The following is a 17495-nucleotide window of genomic DNA, read 5'->3' as shown; positions in this document are numbered from 1 at the left end:
CATGTCTACATTGCCCCCACCTGACTCCGCACGCCTGGCCGCGCTGGACCAGCATTTCCGGTTCGGCCTGTCCGCTGTGGATCTCGAGGAATTCGCCCCTGCGGTCGAGGCCTCCCTCGATGCCTCGACCGCCGTCGAGCGCCTCTACCGGCGTTCCGCCCCGACGACGCCGCAGCGAGAGTGGGTCCCGCCCACCCCGGAGCGCAACCAACTCGGCGCCTGGTACGTCACCACCGTGCTTACCGGCGCATCGGAAGGCCCGCTGACCGGCAAGACGGTGGCGGTCAAGGACAACGTCGCCGTCGCCGGCGTGCCGATGATGAACGGATCGAGGACGGTGGAGGGTTTCGTCCCTCGCCACGACGCGACAGTGGTGCACCGTCTGCTCGATGCCGGAGCGACGATCGCCGGCAAGTCCGTGTGTGAGGACCTGTGTTTCTCCGGGGCGAGCTTCACGTCGCAGCCGGGGCCGGTCCGTAACCCGTGGGACCCCACACGCAATGCCGGCGGGTCCTCCAGCGGCAGTGGAGCACTCGTCGCCAGCGGCGAAGTCGATCTGGCGGTCGGTGGCGATCAGGGCGGCTCCATCCGGATCCCTGCGGCGTTCTGCGGCATCGTCGGGCACAAGCCGACACATGGGCTGGTGCCCTACACCGGAGCGTTCCCCATCGAGCGAACCATCGATCATCTCGGCCCGATCACCCGCACCGTTGCCGATGCGGCCCTCATGCTGGGTGTGTTGGCCGGCCCCGACGGGGCCGACCCCCGACAGCCCACCGTGATCGAGGCCGTGGACTACGTGTCCGCGATCGCCGACCCGGCCGCCGGGCTGCGGGTCGGTGTCGTGACCGAAGGCTTCGGCACACCTGGGTCCGATCCGGACGTCGACGCGGCCGTGCGGGCGGCGGTCGATGTCCTGTGCGGCGCCGGACTCGCGGCAGAGGAGGTGTCGATTCCCTGGCATCTCGACGCCATGCACGTGTGGAACGTGATCGCCACCGAGGGCGCCGCGTACCAGATGCTCGACGGCAACGCCTACGGGATGAACACCGACGGCTTCTACGACCCGGAATTGGTCGCGCACTTCGCCGCCCAGCGCCTCGACCGCGGCCACGAGCTGTCCAAGACCGTCAAGTTGGTCGGGTTGTCGGGCCGGTACACCTTCGAGGTCGGCGGCGGCAAGTACTACGCCATGGCCCGCCAACTCGCGCCAGAGTTGCGCGCCGCCTACGACGCCGCGTTGACCCGCTACGACGTACTGGTCATGCCCACCGTCCCCTACACCGCCCAACAGATCCCCCCGGCCGATGCCAGTCTGGGCGACTACCTGCACGTTGCGCTGTCGATGGTGGGCAACACCGCCCCCTTCGACGTCACCGGGCACCCGGCGTGCTCGGTCCCTGCCGGCCTGGTCGGCGGCCTGCCAACCGGCCTGATGATCGTCGGCAAGCGATTCGACGACGCCACGGTTCTGCGCGTGGCACACACCTATGAACAGGCGGTCGGCGCGTTCCCCGCGCCACCGGCCGCCGCGACCGCAAGGAGTTTCGCATGAACGGAGTATTCGACCTCGGGGGCACGGACGGGCTCGGCCCGGTGGTGACAGAGGACGACGAACCGGTCTTCCGCGCCGAATGGGAGAAGATCGCGTTCTCCCTGTTCGCCAGCTGCTTCCGTGCCGGACTGTTCAACATCGACAGTTTCCGGCACGGCATCGAGCAGATGGACCCGGCCGAGTACCTGCTGTCCAACTACTACGAGCACTGGGCGCACGTCGCCGAGCACTCCGGGGAGAAGGCCGGCGTCATCGACCCGGCCGAACTCGACCGGCTGACCCAGTTCTACCTGGACAACCCGGACGCCCCCCTGCCGCAGCGGGAGGACCCCGAGCTGCTCGCGTTCGTCGACGCCGCCGTCACCGGCGGGGCACCGGCCGCCCGGGAATCGGACAAGGTCGCGGTGTTCTCGGTCGGTGACACCGTCACCGTCGCCGCCGACAGCCCGACGGGCCACACCCGCCGGGCCCGCTACGTCCGTGGCCGCACCGGTGTGATCACCGGCGCGCACGGCACCTTCATCTATCCCGACAGCGCCGGCAACGGCGGCCCCGACGCCCCCGAACACCTCTACACCGTGCGCTTTACCGCCCGTGAACTGTGGGGCGAGGAGACCGGTGATCCCAACAGCGTCGTCTACTTCGATGTCTGGGAGCCATACCTGACCCTCGTCACCACCGAAACCAAGGAGTGAACATGGCCGCAACCGACACCCGTCTGCGCACGCAGGAGGAGATCACCGCCCGGGTCAAGGCCCTCGAAGCGGTGCTGATCGAGAAGGGCGTCCTGACCACCGCCGCGGTGGACCGGCTGGCCGAGGTCTACGAGAACGAGGTCGGGCCGCAACTCGGCGCCAAGGTCGTGGCACGGGCATGGTCCGACCCCGAGTTCAAGTCCCGCCTTCTCGCCGACGCCACCGCTGCCTGCAGCGAACTGGGCATCGGTGGCCTGCAGGGCGAGGACATGACCGTCGTCGAGAACACCGACACCGTGCACAACGTGATCGTGTGCACCCTCTGCTCCTGCTACCCGTGGCCGGTACTCGGCCTGCCGCCCAACTGGTACAAGGCACCGCCATTCCGGGCGCGCATCGTGCGCGAGCCCCGCAAGCTCCTCGCCGAGGACTTCGGATTCACGGTGCCGGACTCGGTGGAGATCCGGGTGTGGGACTCGAGCTCGGAGCTTCGGTACTGGGTGCTGCCGCAGCGCCCGGCCGGCACCGACGGACTGAGTGTCGAGCAGCTCGCGGCATTGGTGACCCGGGACTCGATGATCGGCGTCGGCCCCGTCGCCGCCCCAGCCTCATGAGCGCCCCGCTACACCAGGACACCGCTGAACTCGACGCGGCTCGGCGCCGCATCGAGGACCTGGTCTGTGGTCTGCCCGACGCGGGTGATCAGCCGTTCGAGCAGCCCTGGGAGTTGCGGGCCTTCGCGATGGCCGTGGCTGCCTACGACAATGGGCACTACGCCTGGTCCGAATTCCAGCTCTCGCTGGTCGAGTCGATCAGGCGATGGGAAAACGGCCGAGGTTCCGAACCGTGGAGCTACTACGAACACTGGCTCGTAGCGCTCGAGGCCGTGCTCGCTGACAAAGGTGCACTCTCGGACAACGCTCTCGATGAACGGACGAGAACAGTACTGGCCACACCTCGCAACGCCAACCACCACGAGGCACACCGGGAACCGGTCGCGATTGCACCCGCGCTGACCAGCTAACCCACACTGCCGGTCGAGCAGCCTCGACAATCACGGTTCGGCCCGCGCCGATCAAACATCGGCGCGGGCCGAACCGGCCTCGAACCAGTCCTGCCTCTCGATTCCTCTTGGCAAGCAACTACTTTCCATCCCACTGGTGGCGATTTTCGCGGTCCATCGCCATGGTCGGATTTATCCGTCTGGGGCCCGATGCGGAGATCTGACATGCCGCTTTGTTGCAACACGCTGTCGTCGCTCTTCGCGGTCTTCTACTGCGCCCCACCGCTTGCCGGCCGATTTGAAGGGGATTGTCAGCAGAATCGCCGCGGCACGGGCGGAAATGCGGTCATCGGACCTGGTCGCACCGTCGGCGGATACACACCACCACGACAGCTGGTACGCCGAGGATCACGCCGGCAGAGCGACCTCGTACAGATAGCCCAGGATCAATACCCCGTCCCGTCAGAAGCATCGAATCAATCACCATCGACGGCCGTACCGTGGACCCCGCGGACGCAGGCTTGGCGAATCGCTCGAGTTTGATGACCAACTGTGGGTCTGATCCACTCGGCGGACTTCCCGCTGCACCGCAACGCGTGCCCTCCGGGCCTGGCGACCCACCCCACTGGGCCCTGATGAAGGAGTTCTCGCGCCATGCGCATCTCGTTCCGGCAGACTGCTGCCGTTCTCTCCGCGGCGTCCGTGCTGCTCGTCTCCGGTTGCTCGTCGGCCGGCGACTCCCCCGCCACCGAGGAGACCGCCGCCTCGAATTCCCCCGGCTACCCGATGACCGTGGAGAACTGCGGGCACACGGTCACCGTGGACGCCCAGCCCCGGCGGGCGGTGTCGCTCAATCAGGGCTCCACCGAGATCCTGCTGTCCCTCGGTCTGGCGGACCGCCTGGTGGGAACCGCCACCTGGACCGACCCCGTCCGCGACAACCTGGCCGCCGACAACGCGAAGGTTCCGCGGCTCGCCGACAACAAGCCGTCGTTCGAGGTGGTACTCGATACCGAACCCGATTTCGTGACGGCGTCGTTCGGCGGCACCCTCGGGCCGGGCGGTGTGGCCGATCGCGACCAGTTCGACCGACTGGGTGTCCCCAGCTACCTGTCGCCGACCGATTGCGAAGGCAAGGCGGACGAGAGCGTCAACGCCGACGGGGCGCGGACCGAGCCGCTGCGCATCGACACGGTCTACGAGGAGATCCGCGAACTCGCCGCCATCTTCGACGTCCGCGACCGCGGTGAGCAGTTCGTCGCGGAATTGCGGCAGCGGTTCGACGCCGCCTCGCGTGAGGTCGAGGCCTCCGGGGTGTCGCTGGCGTACTGGTTCGCCGACACCGAGACCCCGTACATGGCGGGCTGCTGCGGATCCTCGGGCATCATCACCAACTCGGTGGGAGCGCAGAACATGTTCTCCGACACCACAAACGAGTGGCCGCAGGTGAGTTGGGAGAGCGTGCTCGACCGTGACCCCACCGCCCTCGTCCTGGCCGACCTCAGCCGCCGGAGCATCGACGGCGACGCTCTCGACAGCAAGATCGCGTTCCTCGAGTCGAACCCGGTGACACAGCGGCTCACCGCAGTCCGGGACAAGCGGTACATCGTCGTGAACGGTGCCGACATGAATCCGTCGATCCGCACCGTCGACGGTGTGGAGAAGACGGCGGCCGCACTGAAACAGTGGGGACTGGCGAACTGACTTTGGCGGCAACACGGTTCGACTCCAGGCCGCTGCTCGTCGCGCTCCTCCTCGGCGGTGTTCTGGTGCTCGCGGCGTCGATCGCGGTCGTCATCACCCTCGGCCCGGCGAGCCTGTCGGTGGGCGACGTGTACGCGGTGGTCCTCGAGCACTTCGGTCTGGGCAGTTCGGGGGTGAGCAGGATCAAGGACGGCATCGTGTGGGAGTTGCGCCTGCCGCGGACCCTCCTCGCGGCGGTGTGCGGCGCGGGGCTGGCGTTGTGCGGAGCGATCATGCAGTCGCTGCTGCGCAATCCTCTCGCCGACCCGTTCGTGCTCGGCATCTCGTCGGGCGCGTCCACCGGGGCGGTGCTCGTCGTCGTCCTCGGTCTCGGCGCCGGGGCGGTGTCGTTGTCGGCGGGTGCCTTCGCGGGGGCGGTGATCTCGTTTGCCCTGGTGATGCTGCTGGCGACCGGTGCAGGCGGCGGCACGTCGCGGGTGGTGCTCGCGGGAGTGGCGGGCACGCAACTCTTCTCCGCGTTGACGTCGTTCATCGTGATCTCGTCCGCCGACGCCGAACAGACCCGCGGGGTGCTGTTCTGGCTGCTCGGTTCGCTGTCCGGGGTCGACTGGGCGGACGTGGCGCTCTGCGGGGCCGTCACCGCGATCGGCATCGGCGTCTGTCTCCTCACGTCCTCGGCGCTGGAGGCCTTCACGTTCGGGAACACCGCGGCCGCCTCACTCGGAGTGTCCGTGCGGTGGGTCCGCCTGCTGCTGCTCACCGTGACGGCGCTCGTCACGGCGGCGCTCGTCAGCGCGGCAGGCGCGATCGGGTTCGTGGGGCTGGTCCTGCCGCACGCCGCACGGTTCCTCGTCGGCCCCAGGCACAGCCGACTGCTGCCCACCACCGCCGTCGTCGGCTCGATCTTCATGGTGTGGGTGGACGCGATCGCCCGCACGGTGTTCGCGCCCCAGGAAGTTCCGGTCGGCGTCGTCACCGCCCTCATCGGCGTCCCGGCCTTCGCCGTCATTCTCTTCCGCATGAGGACGAGCCCATGACGCTGCGCGCCGCGAACCTCGGCTGGAGCCGCGGCGGACACCTCGTGCTCGACGGGGTGTCCGTCGACCCCGCAGCCGGCGAGACCGTCGGACTTCTCGGCCCCAACGGGTCGGGCAAGTCCTCGCTACTGCGACTGCTCAGCGGGATCGGCGAGCCCCACACCGGCAGGGTCCTCCTCGACGACACCGACATCAGGCACCTCCGGCGACGGCTGATCGCCCGCCGGGTGGCGATGGTCGACCAGCATTCCGACACCGAGGTCGACATCACCGTCCTCGACGTGGTCCGGCTCGGCCGCATCCCCCACCGCAGAGTGTTCGGCGGCGACGAGTCGGCGGACGCCGCGGCCGTCGAGCGCGCCCTCGCGCACACCGGCATGACGTCGAGATCGCACCGCCTGTGGCACACACTGTCCGGCGGTGAACGGCAGCGCACCCAGATCGCGCGGGCCCTCGCGCAGGAGCCGGACGAACTGCTGCTGGACGAACCGACCAACCACCTGGACATCCAGCATCAGCTCGACATCCTGTCCCTGGTCGCCGAATTGCCCCTCACCAGCTACATCGCCCTGCACGATCTCAATCTGGCCGCGATGTTCTGCGATCGCGTGGTGGTGCTGGACGGCGGCCGCATCGTCGCCGCGGGCCGTCCCGCCGACGTGATCACCGAGGCCCTCGTCGAGCAGGTGTACCGGGTGCGGGCGGGGGTCGCCGTCGATCCCGTCACCGGCTACCCCACCGTCACGTACCGGCCGCGGTCTTCGCGGCACCTCTCGCTCCGCTGACGCCGTTTCCCCTTCCCGTCGAACGGGACGCGGAACACCTGAGTAGTTCGGGTATCGCTCCCTCGGCGCGCTCGCGGCCGGGCCCACGGGCTCCCTCGTTGACTGTCGCTTATCGTCGAACTATCTGTCGCGCGCAGTCAAATGCACACGCGTACAGGACGGTAGCTTCTGATCTATCCGAGTTGCCGAACGTTTTCGGCAAGCCCCAACTCGATGAATCAGGAGTCCTCATGGAATCTGCAATCAGCAGCCACCTCACATGCCCACGGACGTTGACCCGGCGTGTGCCCGACGACTACCAACCTCCATTTCCCATGTGGGTAGGACGTGCTGACGAGAGCTTGCAGCAGGTAGTCATGGCCTACTTTGGCGTGCAGTTCCGCGACGACGAACAGCGTCCGGCCGCACTCGCGGCTATGCGCGAGATCGTGGCCAGCTTCGATCTGGACGACGGCCCACTGCACTACGACCTGACCCATCATGCGGACAATCAGGGCTACGAGAATCTGATGATCGTGGGATACTGGAAAGACATTGCTTCCCATAACCGTTGGCTCCAAGGACCGGCCGTGGCCGACTGGTGGCAATCGGACGAACGGCTGTCCGAGGGCCTTGGCTATTTCCGTGAGATCGTGGCCCCGCGGGCCGAGCAGTTCGAAACGCTGTACGCCTTCCAGGACCGCCTCCCCGGTGTCGGTGCCGTCATGGACGGGACCAGCGGCGAGATCAACGAACATGGGTACTGGGGTTCAATGCGTGAACGTTTCCCGATTTCCCAGACCGACTGGATGCAGCCCTCGGGCGAACTGCGGGTGATCAGCGGCGATCCTGCCGCAGGTGGCCGCGTGGTGGTCAAGGGCCACGACAACATCGCCCTGATTCGCTCCGGACAGGATTGGAAGGATGCCGAATCCGAGGAACGTTCCCTGTATCTCGACGAAATTCTCCCAACTTTGCAGCAGGGCATGGATTTTCTTCGCGACAACGGCGACTCGTTAGGCTGCTACAGCAATAGGTTCGTGCGCAACATCGACCTGGACGGGAACTTCCTCGATCTGAGCTACAACATCGGCCACTGGAGTTCGCTCGACAAACTCGAGCGCTGGGCAGAATCCCATCCCACCCACCTGCGCATCTTCACCACCTTTTTCCGCGTCGCCGCCGGCCTGTCAAAACTTCGGCTCTATCACGAGGTCTCGGTGTTCGACGCCCACGACCAGCTGTACGAGTACATCAACTGCCACCCCCAGACCGGCATGCTGCGCGACGCCCAACCAGTTGAAAGGGCTAAGACCGCTGGACGCGCCTCCGGTCGTTCATCCTCCTGAGTCGCTGGAACGCTGGATGCGGTGTCGATCGGCGGTAAACGGTCGACACCGCGGCAAGGCTTTGCTTTCCGGAACACGTACGATATGTTGACCTCTGTTGACATATTAGCTTTTGGGTTGCAGGGAAGCGTGGTCCAGAGGGCAGTGACTACTCAGCGAAACGAAGAGTTGGCGTTTGCAGTGCTGGCCGATCAGGTTCGGCGTCAGATCTTGGACACGCTCGCCTCGCATGGGGAGTGCAGCGCCGGCTTCATCAGCGACCAGATTTCGACAGTGGGACGCACCACGGTGTCTACGCATTTGAGAGCGCTGCGCTTATCCGGTGTCGTGCTCGAGCGGCGCCAGGGACGGCATCGCCTGTATTCGATCGACCCGATGGGGCCGGCCAACGATGCTCTGCAGTTCCTTCGTGGTCTGCTCGAACGCGCCCTGGGAGCGAAGACCAGTGACTCTCCGATGTCGCCGGCGGTCGATCCGGACGGCGGCTCCGTACGTCGCCGGGCATGAGCCGACCTGCGACCTCTATCTCAGGTGGGAAAGCACGTGGCCGGTTTCTCTGTGACCGCCCAGATCGCCGTCCCCGAACCGCCTGCGAGGGCTTTTGAAAGGTTCGAGGCGGGACAGCTGCTCGAGCTCGAATGTGATCACCTCGTGGTCGGGGCGGCGATGTCGATCTCGTTGCCGGTCGGCGACGGAGCACAGATGGGCCTTGCGGGATCGCCGATCACCTTGTTAGGCCATGTCGCCGGTGTCAAGCGCGATCGTTCGGTTCTGATTGTCCACCATCAGCCATGGCGCGGGCGACTCGCGGTTCGGTTTATTCCTGACGGAGTCGGATCCCGGATCGTTGTCGAGTCGAGTCTGGATCAAGATGGCTTGACTTGGCTCGCGCACAAGCGCGGGTATGTACCACCGGAACCGCCGCGTGCTGATCGGCACCGGATCGGACTGCTCGTGAGCAAGTCGGGCTCGGCGGCGGTCTTCGCCCAGGCAACCGAGTCGCTGGCAACCCTTGCGATCGAGGAAGTCAACGCCGACGGCGGTATCGGTGGGGTCCTTGTGGACCTGGTCGTGGGTGACGACGCATCCGATTCGGCCACCGGTGCCGCTGCTGCGATGCGGTTGATGCGCAGCGGTTGCCGCGTGGTGTTCGCGTGCGTGACCTCCGCGACGTTCAACGCTGCCGCATCTGCATTGCACGGTACGGGCGTGATGCTGGTCCACACGGTCCTCAACGAAGGCGGCCGGCCGAGCCCCGGTGTCGTCCGACTCGGGGAACGACCGCTCGCGCAGGTCCGCGCGGGGGTGCCTGTCTTGATGGCCGAGACAGGTTGCCGTAACTGGTTTTTCGTGGGACAGCGCTATTCGTGGTCATACGGGGCGCATTGGGCCGCACGGCGAGTGGTCGCCGAAGCCGGTGGCTCGGTCCTCGGCGAGACCTACCATATTCTGGGGACCACGGACTTTACTCGAGTCGTCGACACTATCGGGCGCTCGGGTGCCGAGTTGATCCTGTCCTCACTTGTCGGACACGACGAGGTGTTCTTCGAACGGCAATGCTCCCAGCACGGATTGCGTTCCACCACTCGCACATTCGCACTCGTACTCGATGAGGCCACCCAACAACTCATCGGCAACTCCGATGCCGACGGGGTATGGGCCGCGTTCGGCTACTTCCAAGGGTTCGGGGACAACACCGACCTCGAGACGCGTTATCGCGCAAGTGCAAAAGGGATCCTGCCGCCCCTGAGTTCACTGTCGGAAACGACCTACAATGCGATCCTGGCGTACGCTCGCGCCGCAACGATCGCCTCCCCCGACGACCGGGCCTCGATACGCCGACAGCTCCTCGCGCACACCGAATTCGATACGGCCTCCCCTAGAACCATGCACCGGCCGATCCTGCTGGCGGAGTCCCGCGGCGGACGCCTGCACCCACGCGCCGGCTAAAGGCGTATTTATACCCGCACTATTCTCCCTCGGCCGTCGACGACAGAGAGAGGTACGAAGCGAGCGATCCCGGTCGGTGCCTAGGAGATCATGACTGCAGACCGCGATTCCCTGCAGCAATTCAACAAGTTGGTATGAGTGCCTGCGTTGTGGGGCCGAGGGCCTCGTTCTGCAAAGCCTCGTGGGTTGCCAGGTGAAAGATCACTGCTGGTAGAGCCACATTTGCAGGCCAGGAGGCCCGCGGTGAGAGTTCAGCGTACGAGTGTCGGCTTGGATGTGCACGCATTGTCGGTCGTGGCATGCGGGATCGACGAAGATACTGGCGAAGTGTTCAGAAGGCGGCTGAGTCCCGACTACGGCGAGGTCCTTGCCTGGCTACGAACGCTCCCGAGCCCGGTGAAGGTGGTGTACGAGGCCGGCCCGACAGGGTTCGGGCTGTGTCGGGCACTGACCGCGGCCGCTGTGGAGTGCGTGGTGGTGGCCCCGTCGAAGCTGCAACGCCCTGCCGGGGACCGGATCGAGACCGATGCCCGTGACGCCCTGCATCTGGCTCGACTCCTGCAGTTGGGTGAGATCGTCGAAGTGAGCGTGCCCTCGGTGGAACAAGAAGCGGCCCGCGATCTCGTCCGTACCCGTGAGGACGCCCGGGGGGGACTTGATGCGGTGCCGGCATCGGTTGTCGAAGCTACTGCTGCGGCAGAGCCTCGTCTATTCCGGTGGAGCGGCGCGGACCGCTGCTCACGACGTACGGCTGCGCGGACAAAATTTCGACCAACCGGCACTTCAAGCGGCATTCGACTCGGACTACGAGGCGGCTTCGGTGAGACGACCGTCAGCGACTCCCATCCGCTGATCCGCCGCTGCGGTTGAAGTGACAGATCTGCACCTGGATACTCATGACGCTCTCAGCGCTCGTCGAAATTGTCCAGCACGGTCAGTGCGGCCCACAATCCATCCGCCGCCAACGAGATGGCCTGCAACGCACCGGATGAGGGTTGATGCCGTTGGACTGTCTCCCTGAAGGACTCGAGGCGCGAGCGGGCATCAGGCAGAGCGGTATGCACGACGTGAAGATAGGGCTCTCGATGGTGGGCAGGGTCCCACGTGAGTTTGTCGAATGCGGCGGAAAACGCTTCGATCAGCCCCGCTGCTTCGCACCGAAGCTGATCGGGATCTTCCAACCGATCGTCCGAGGCGGTGAGTGCCTCGACTGCGATCTCCAGCACTGACACCTGCAGCAATGTGTCGTCGAGAATCGTAGCTATCGGCTGGTACACCCGAGATCCGCCGACTCTGGCCCAGCCGACGCTGCGCATGTTGCCTCGCAAGCTTTCCCGACCCTCGCTCAGAGCAGCGCCGGCGCCGGTCGACTTGTGCAGATCCCACAGCCGTTGCCGCCCTCGATCACTATCGTGGCGCCCGGACCGTAGTCCGTGGGCAAGATCGGCGAGCAGGGCGGAGAGTTCCTCGGCACGTTGCAGAATCAGATCACGCGCCGTGGAGAGCCTGTCGGGAGGCAGGACGAGAGCGTTGACCGCCACACCGACCAGCACACCCACTGTGACATCGAGGACACGATGAAACACCAGGGTGGGATTTGTTGCCGTGCCGTACAGCAGCACCAGCAGCGCGGTGATCGCCACCCACATTCCGTCCGGTGCCAACCACCGGCTGCGGCCGAGGATCGTACCGACTGCGACCGCACCTGCGATGGCGGCGAGTTCGGGCAAGGTTCGTGCCGCCAGCGCGGCCACAAGCACACCGAGCACTACGACCGTGACCTGACGTGCGGCAGCGGTGACCGAGCTGCGGACCGTGGTGCCGATGATGAACAGGGCGGCGTAGGGCGCGAGGAAGGCCTCGGGACTCTGCAGCACTCGATCGGCCACCCACCACGCGATAAGCACTGCCACAGTGCACTTGACGGTCGACACCAAGCCCGGCGGCTGCAGGACACTGCGCAACCACCTAGCCCAGCCGCCCGCACTTGGTCGCTTCGTCTGAATATCGGTCTGCGCGGAAAGAAACCATCTCATGTCGAACACTCAGCAGGTTCAGAAGTCATCGGCTCGGTGTCACTCATTTCGGTTCGGTCCTGCGCGGCAGACGTGCCACTTGTGATTACGGGTGGCCTGGAAGACTCGTTGGGCGTGCGTTTCGTGCCGCGCCCGGTCCCGGCCACGCGCCCTCTCCGGGGAGAGGAACGACGACTCGACCTCCCGGCAGGACCCCACGATGCGCCACATCTCCGCGATGACGGTCGGTGGGTCTGGTCCGCGGCGAGTCCTTGCGCCGGAGACTGGACACAATGCTCGGCGCACAACACAACCAACATAAAATCCCAATCGGTCTACTCTTGCTTGGTCAGGTGCCCAGCCAGAGCCGTCGACGGGCGACGAGCGACGTCCGATCGACCAGATCCGGCCGCAGGGGTGCCGGCGCAGCGATCTCGAGGTATGCGACCAGCTTCCGGAGAAACGCCACATTGTCCATCCCGAAATCGGCCGTGATGACCCCGGCAGGGCCACTGCTATGGCGCACCACCGCAATCCGAAGGCCACCATCCGGCTCAGCGCTGTCAACTCCGTCGCTTCCGCTGCCATCGCCGCCCTGGTGGTCCCGCGCACCGGTTGCCACACAACGGGTCCGGACCCTTGGGCTGACGCAAAGTCGGTTGCCCGCCGCCGGCGGTACCGCCGGCGACAGTCACCGGGCCGATGACCATCCGGCGGCAGACACAGTGCATCGACACGGCGCTGTCATCGGGCAACGCTCTGCCCTCCGGGACAACCGGGACCCACGGCGTGGACTCCGCGAGAGCAGTTCGCTGGCCCGAGCGGTCGAGGATCGTGAAGGTCGGATCCTCGCTGCCGGCGGAGGTCTGGGGTGAGCGGGCGGCGTGGACTGCGTTGGCGACGGTGCCGAAGCAGGGCACCGCTGCACCGATGCCGATCCGGTCCAGAATCGAGCGCACATCGGCGGATGCGGCAACGGTCAGGCGGCACCGCTGCGCCGACAGATCGGTGACGGTGTGGTGCAATGCGGCGAACCCGGGGCACCCGAGAAAAGGAACATGTAGCAGGTCGACGACAACATTGTGACCGGTCAGCACCGATTCGCCGAGCGACCGGGCCGCCGGGGGGCTCGTCGATCTCGATCCGGAACTCGGTGGCCCCGGCGGCGGTGGTGTTCCATCGGCAGGTGTCCGCTAACCAGGCCTGCACCTGTTCCGGAGAGTCGACAACGGCACGGAAATAGGTCATGAGGTTCCTCCGGGGTGGGACCGGCCCGAAAGACCTCAAAAAGAAAAAGGCCGAGAATCGTAGCCGGTGACGGACACTGTCTGCCGGGCTGTGAACTCAACCTCTGCTCCACGGTAACGCGCATCTCCCAGGAAGCAAACCCACCGCCACGCCCACCGTCGGACTCACGGGATGATCCCACCCCCTCGAAGCCGCACACGCTAACCCCGCCAGAAGAGCCGATCGGGTCACCGAGAGTCTCGGCTGAACCCGGGGCGCAACACCCCCTTCGGTAGGCAACTCGCGTGGGGCGCACCGTCTGCGTGAGGAACCAGGTGAGAGCCCTCACTCCAGCCCAAATCTGCTCCAGGAGAAGGTCTCGCCTGGCACCGGAGGGTGTAGTTGTTGCCCGGCCGGCTCCCGCGCGTCACCGGACGCTTCCCTCCCCGCCGAAGACCAGCGATTCCGGTGCCCGGGATCTCAGCCTCCGGCAAGAGGTTCGAGACCGTCGCGCCCACACCTCCCCACTATTAAAGAAATTTGACCATGCACAGCATCAACTCGGAAAGGGACCGTGTGTGTGGCGGCGGCGTTCAACAATCTCGTGGTGCGAAGCGACGATCTTCGTTCGGAACCGCGTTGGCCGCAGTTCGCGGCGGCCGCAGTCGATCTGGGGATTCTCAGTTCGATGTCCTTTCAGCTGTATACCGCCGACGGAAAGATGGTGCACTCAACCTATCTGCTTTCTCTGCGCACGCGTTCGGCTCCGAAGAGGAGGCCGCGGGCGAAGTTCTCGCCACCCACGCCGCGTGAGTGCGATCGCTCAGCAGGTGATCGACCGACGATAAGAATCGGTCACGCTCCCGAGAGGGCCAGGTTCGACCGCGCGACATACCGGTCGGCGAGGAACGTGCCGCCGATCCACCAAGGGTCAGTACACCTAGAGCCCACGGTTTACACCGTCGATGCTGTCGAGGCCGGATCGAGGCACCCGGCCTCGATCCGGGCACCGCGTGGCCCCAATTTGACGAGGCCGGACGGCACCGACGCGGCCGCGAGCTTGGCTCGATAAACCCACCACGGCCGAGGGACGCCCCTCCCCTCGCCGAAGCATGACCCCCATTCGAAACGGCCGTCCCGCCACCCCGCCGACGACCCCTCCTCGTCGGTAACCACCGAGTAGCGGGGGTACGACTAAGAGGAGGAGGACGAAACACCACCATCAGTTCTGGCACTCGGAGTGACTGAGTGCTAAATTGCTTTCGCACAGTGATGGAGGCTTCGCCGAGGTGGCGGACCACTTAACTGATCATGGGAGGTGTGTTGCTGTGCTGCGTTTCGATCCCTTCACCGACATCGACTCGATGACCCAGTCGTTGCTGGACGCTCATACCGGATCGTCGCGTCGTCCGCGGTTCATGCCGATGGACCTGTACAAAGTCGACGACCACTACGTCCTGCACGCCGATCTGCCCGGTATGGACCCCGGCTCGATCGACATCGATGTCGATGCCGGGGTATTGACCCTGACCGCCCATCGAAGCCAGCCAGACGATGGTGTGCAGTGGTTGACATCGGAGCGATTCAGCGGCCGCTACCGGCGCCAGGTGTCGCTCGGAGAGAACATCGACGTCGACCGTATTTCGGCCAGTTACGACAACGGTGTTCTCAGCGTGATGCTGCCGGTCACCGAACGAGCGAAGCCGCGGCGCATCGAGATCACCCGCGGCGGCTCACCCGTGGCGTGCGGTGACCGCACCCCCATCGAAGCCTGACCCGCGCACCACGCACGCCGGTTCGGTTCAGCGGTGCACCGCCACCGCTGGACCGGACCTGGTGCAAGACAAACATATCCGATCCCCCACTGCATACACTCTGAGGACCTGAAAGATGACGGCCACCACGACCGGGTTCCGACACGATCCCCACAAATCCGTGCCACGCTCATCCTGGCCCGGGCCGCCCCGTCTTCTCGGTGAATACTGCACCGACCTCTCGTTCATGCTGGGCTCGCTGTCGATCGTGATGTTCTGGATGTTCGGGTTCGGCATACTGCTCGGTGCCGGCGCCATCGCGGCCGGAATCGCCGCCTACCGGCACCCCGCCGTCGAAGGGAACGAGCCCAAGGGACTGGAAGCGCTCCTCGGCATCCTCACCGGGGCTTTCGGAATCGCCGCCGGCCTCGTCTTCCTCGCCGCGGCTCTTCCCAACCTCTGACCTGTACATGCCCGCCCCGGAGGTCGACACCCAGTGAGGCCCTGCGCTCCTGGTCGGTGGGTAAGAGTGAGCACGCGCGGTGTGTTGACCGGATTGGTAGCACCCCTTGGTGGCTGTCGCGGCTTTGAGGGGTACCTCGCGTCCAGTCCGTGAACGCGCCGGCCCGAATTCCTTTCTGCACGTCGCGCCGAGCCGGGACTCCGCGAGTCGTCGTCGACACGAGCTCGTGGAGTCCCAGTCCGCACCCCGCGCTCGCTCATCGTCGGGTGTCGCGGTAGCGGTTCTCCCGAATTGGCACTCGCGTGTAGGGCGATTGCGATCCGGGGATTACGCCCACTCCTCGTGGGGTATTTCGGTACCCAGGTCGTCGTGTCCGGACGCGACGACGACCAGGCTCCCCGGTTCAGCCCGTAGCTGGCGGCGCCGCCGAGAATTACCGGCGCCGGTTCATCTGTCGAAGGCGAGCGGTGCACCACTCGCGGGAATTACAGGTCCGGAAGAGTCGGCAACGAGTTCTACTCGAAGCACGAGATGGAGGCCAGATGATCAATGTGATGTTGTTGGTGATTGTGCTCGCGGCGGCAATGGCGAGTGTCTGTGGACCCCGCCGCATCGGCCGGGGTGCGGTGCGCGGCGTATGAGTAGGTGTGACGAGCGTGCGGAACGGATCTCTGTGGCTGCGCGCGATCGGCAACTCACCATTGCCACAGCGGAATCCTTGACTGGCGGGAGAATTTCCGCCGTTCTCGGTGCCGCGCCGTCGTCGTCAGAGTGGTATCGAGGCAGCATCGTGGCCTATGCCAGCTCGGTGAAACATGGATTGCTGCAGGTTCCCGACGGCCCGGTTGTCAGCGAACCCAGTGCCCGCGCGATGGTGACATCAGTAGCCGAGTTGCTCGGCGCGGATCTCGCGGTGGCTGTCACCGGTGCCGGCGGGCCCCAATCTCAGGACGGACAACCACCGGGGACAGTGTGGTTCGGGGTCTTCGCCGACGGTTCCGCTCGCACCGAGCTGCGGCACTTCGATGGAGATCCCGGCGACGTGGTGGAGGCGACTACCGCCCATGCCCTGTTCCTGCTCGAGGACGCACTGCGCTGATAGATGCGGGCGCCCATGTGGTTTCGGTCCGGATGCCCTCTGCGTAAGACCGGATCCAGCTCCGCCGAGGCGCGGGCCTGGGATGCCGCATCGAGGCACCCGACATCCTTGCACCTGGCGATTCTGCATTCAGAATCCGTGAATTCGTCGCCGTGGACCCCGGCCGGAGCGTTCGTCTTGGTTGGGACGGAAGATCCTTACCACCGTCCGACGCGCGACCACCAATGCGCGGCACCAGCCCACGTGCATCGCAATCAGCGCGGAGGAGTGCGGCGAGCGGATCGATGTCCTACCGATGTCGGCTTTCAGCAATCCGCGCCTGCGCAAGCGCGGTCATCACCCGCTCGGTCATCTCCGGCCATGGAGGACGCCGCAAAACCGCGATCGTACCGATTACGGCCGCCGCGAAACCCGTGCAGACCCCGATCAACGCGTGCCAGCTCGCATCGACGGCGGGCGTCCAAGTAACACCCTCCGCACCGACTGTGTAGATGCCAACCGGGCGCTCAGCCCGATGACCCCAGCCTGTCCGCGACACAGTAATGATCACCATGCCGTTACTCGCCTCGTACGGCTCGCCGAAGATCAGCAATCGGACCCTCCTCGTCGGGGACCGTCAGTCTACTGCGCGAACCACGGCGATTCCCCCGATCCGTGATTCCCGCCGCCGACCGTGACGGCGTACTCGCACGGGCATTCGCCGCATTTTAGAACCAGTCGTTCATCAAAACCAATCGTCAACCACCAGCACCGACCAGAACCATCGAGGGCACGAGATATGGAGTCGCCCAATGGCCCTGACCCCTCAGTGGATCACTCCTCCTCGCGGACCAGCGCCTTCCGGGCGCGCGGCCCATACCATCGACACCGCCGCGGTAGC

General features: G+C 65.8%; 17 protein-coding genes and 2 pseudogenes. 15 read left to right on the top strand and 4 right to left on the bottom strand.

Annotation, left to right across the window (positions count from 1 at the left end):
* Position 1 precedes the first annotated feature (1 nt).
* The 11 genes and pseudogenes from QM806_RS24845 to QM806_RS24795 form a co-directional block, all read left to right on the top strand.
* The gene (locus tag QM806_RS24845) at positions 2–1555 is read left to right on the top strand and encodes an amidase (RefSeq protein ID WP_120661021.1); all 1554 of its coding nucleotides are present in this window, start codon (positions 2–4) and stop codon (positions 1553–1555) included.
* On the top strand, positions 1552–2250 hold the full coding sequence (gene nthB, locus QM806_RS24840) for a nitrile hydratase subunit beta (RefSeq protein ID WP_120661020.1): 699 nt from the start codon (positions 1552–1554) through the stop codon (positions 2248–2250). The genes QM806_RS24845 and nthB overlap by 4 nt, the downstream gene beginning before the upstream one ends.
* 2 nt (positions 2251–2252) lie before the next feature.
* Positions 2253–2864: a nitrile hydratase subunit alpha gene (gene nthA, locus QM806_RS24835; protein ID WP_120661019.1), complete on the top strand. Its 612-nt coding sequence runs from the start codon at positions 2253–2255 to the stop codon at positions 2862–2864.
* The gene (locus QM806_RS24830) at positions 2861–3274 is read left to right on the top strand and encodes a nitrile hydratase accessory protein (RefSeq protein ID WP_120661018.1); all 414 of its coding nucleotides are present in this window, start codon (positions 2861–2863) and stop codon (positions 3272–3274) included. Before nthA ends, QM806_RS24830 begins: the two co-directional genes overlap by 4 nt.
* A 633-nt stretch (positions 3275–3907) precedes the next feature.
* Positions 3908–4957, top strand: coding sequence for an ABC transporter substrate-binding protein (locus tag QM806_RS24825; protein ID WP_120661017.1), 1050 nt, complete (start codon positions 3908–3910; stop codon positions 4955–4957).
* A 2-nt stretch (positions 4958–4959) separates the two neighbouring features.
* The gene (locus tag QM806_RS24820) at positions 4960–5994 is read left to right on the top strand and encodes a FecCD family ABC transporter permease (protein ID WP_120661016.1); all 1035 of its coding nucleotides are present in this window, start codon (positions 4960–4962) and stop codon (positions 5992–5994) included.
* Positions 5991–6779 (top strand): ABC transporter ATP-binding protein, encoded by a 789-nt coding sequence (locus QM806_RS24815; RefSeq protein ID WP_120661015.1) that lies wholly within the window; start codon positions 5991–5993, stop codon positions 6777–6779. The genes QM806_RS24820 and QM806_RS24815 overlap by 4 nt, the downstream gene beginning before the upstream one ends.
* A gap of 230 nt (positions 6780–7009) precedes the next feature.
* Positions 7010–8107 (top strand): aliphatic aldoxime dehydratase, encoded by a 1098-nt coding sequence (gene oxdA, locus QM806_RS24810; protein WP_120661014.1) that lies wholly within the window; start codon positions 7010–7012, stop codon positions 8105–8107.
* Between the two features lie 180 nt (positions 8108–8287).
* Positions 8288–8614 (top strand): ArsR/SmtB family transcription factor, encoded by a 327-nt coding sequence (locus tag QM806_RS24805; RefSeq protein WP_283293172.1) that lies wholly within the window; start codon positions 8288–8290, stop codon positions 8612–8614.
* A gap of 51 nt (positions 8615–8665) precedes the next feature.
* On the top strand, positions 8666–10057 hold the full coding sequence (locus tag QM806_RS24800; protein ID WP_283293171.1) for a substrate-binding protein: 1392 nt from the start codon (positions 8666–8668) through the stop codon (positions 10055–10057).
* A 243-nt stretch (positions 10058–10300) separates the two neighbouring features.
* Positions 10301–10868 (top strand): annotated as a pseudogene (locus QM806_RS24795) (IS110 family transposase); the annotation flags it as partial.
* A 94-nt stretch (positions 10869–10962) separates the two neighbouring features.
* Here the strand turns inward: QM806_RS24795 and QM806_RS24790 are convergent.
* From QM806_RS24790 to QM806_RS24775, 3 genes are all read right to left on the bottom strand, one after another.
* Positions 10963–12093, bottom strand: coding sequence for an FUSC family protein (locus QM806_RS24790; protein WP_259465736.1), 1131 nt, complete (start codon positions 12091–12093; stop codon positions 10963–10965).
* Positions 12094–12421: 328 nt separating this feature from the next.
* Complete coding sequence (locus QM806_RS24780; RefSeq protein WP_240960820.1) at positions 12422–12598, bottom strand: hypothetical protein; 177 nt, start codon at positions 12596–12598, stop codon at positions 12422–12424.
* A 37-nt stretch (positions 12599–12635) separates the two neighbouring features.
* Positions 12636–13169, bottom strand: a complete 534-nt coding sequence (locus tag QM806_RS24775; RefSeq protein ID WP_269592658.1) for an STAS domain-containing protein — start codon at positions 13167–13169, stop codon at positions 12636–12638.
* Positions 13170–13782: 613 nt separating this feature from the next.
* On the opposite strand from QM806_RS24775, the pseudogene QM806_RS41760 reads away from it, so the two are divergent.
* The 4 genes and pseudogenes from QM806_RS41760 to QM806_RS24760 form a co-directional block, all read left to right on the top strand.
* Positions 13783–14109, top strand: a pseudogene (locus QM806_RS41760) (GAF domain-containing protein); the annotation flags it as partial.
* Positions 14110–14627: 518 nt separating this feature from the next.
* Positions 14628–15074 (top strand): Hsp20/alpha crystallin family protein, encoded by a 447-nt coding sequence (locus tag QM806_RS24770; RefSeq protein WP_054247983.1) that lies wholly within the window; start codon positions 14628–14630, stop codon positions 15072–15074.
* A gap of 115 nt (positions 15075–15189) precedes the next feature.
* Positions 15190–15516, top strand: coding sequence for a hypothetical protein (locus QM806_RS24765; RefSeq protein WP_054247982.1), 327 nt, complete (start codon positions 15190–15192; stop codon positions 15514–15516).
* 637 nt (positions 15517–16153) lie between these two features.
* Positions 16154–16615, top strand: coding sequence for a CinA family protein (locus QM806_RS24760; RefSeq protein ID WP_037206929.1), 462 nt, complete (start codon positions 16154–16156; stop codon positions 16613–16615).
* A 289-nt stretch (positions 16616–16904) separates the two neighbouring features.
* On the opposite strand, the gene QM806_RS24755 is transcribed toward QM806_RS24760, so the two are convergent.
* A complete protein-coding gene (locus QM806_RS24755) occupies positions 16905–17207 on the bottom strand; it encodes a hypothetical protein (RefSeq protein WP_005263763.1) in 303 nt (100 codons plus the stop codon).
* Between the last annotated feature and the right edge of the window lie 288 nt (positions 17208–17495).

It is taken from the genome of Rhodococcus sp. IEGM 1351 (assembly GCF_030056875.1).
GTDB classification, from domain to species: Bacteria; Actinomycetota; Actinomycetes; order Mycobacteriales; family Mycobacteriaceae; genus Rhodococcus_F; species Rhodococcus_F opacus.
Note: the sequence above shows the minus strand (reverse complement) of the source record. Positions and strands in the feature narration are given on the sequence as shown.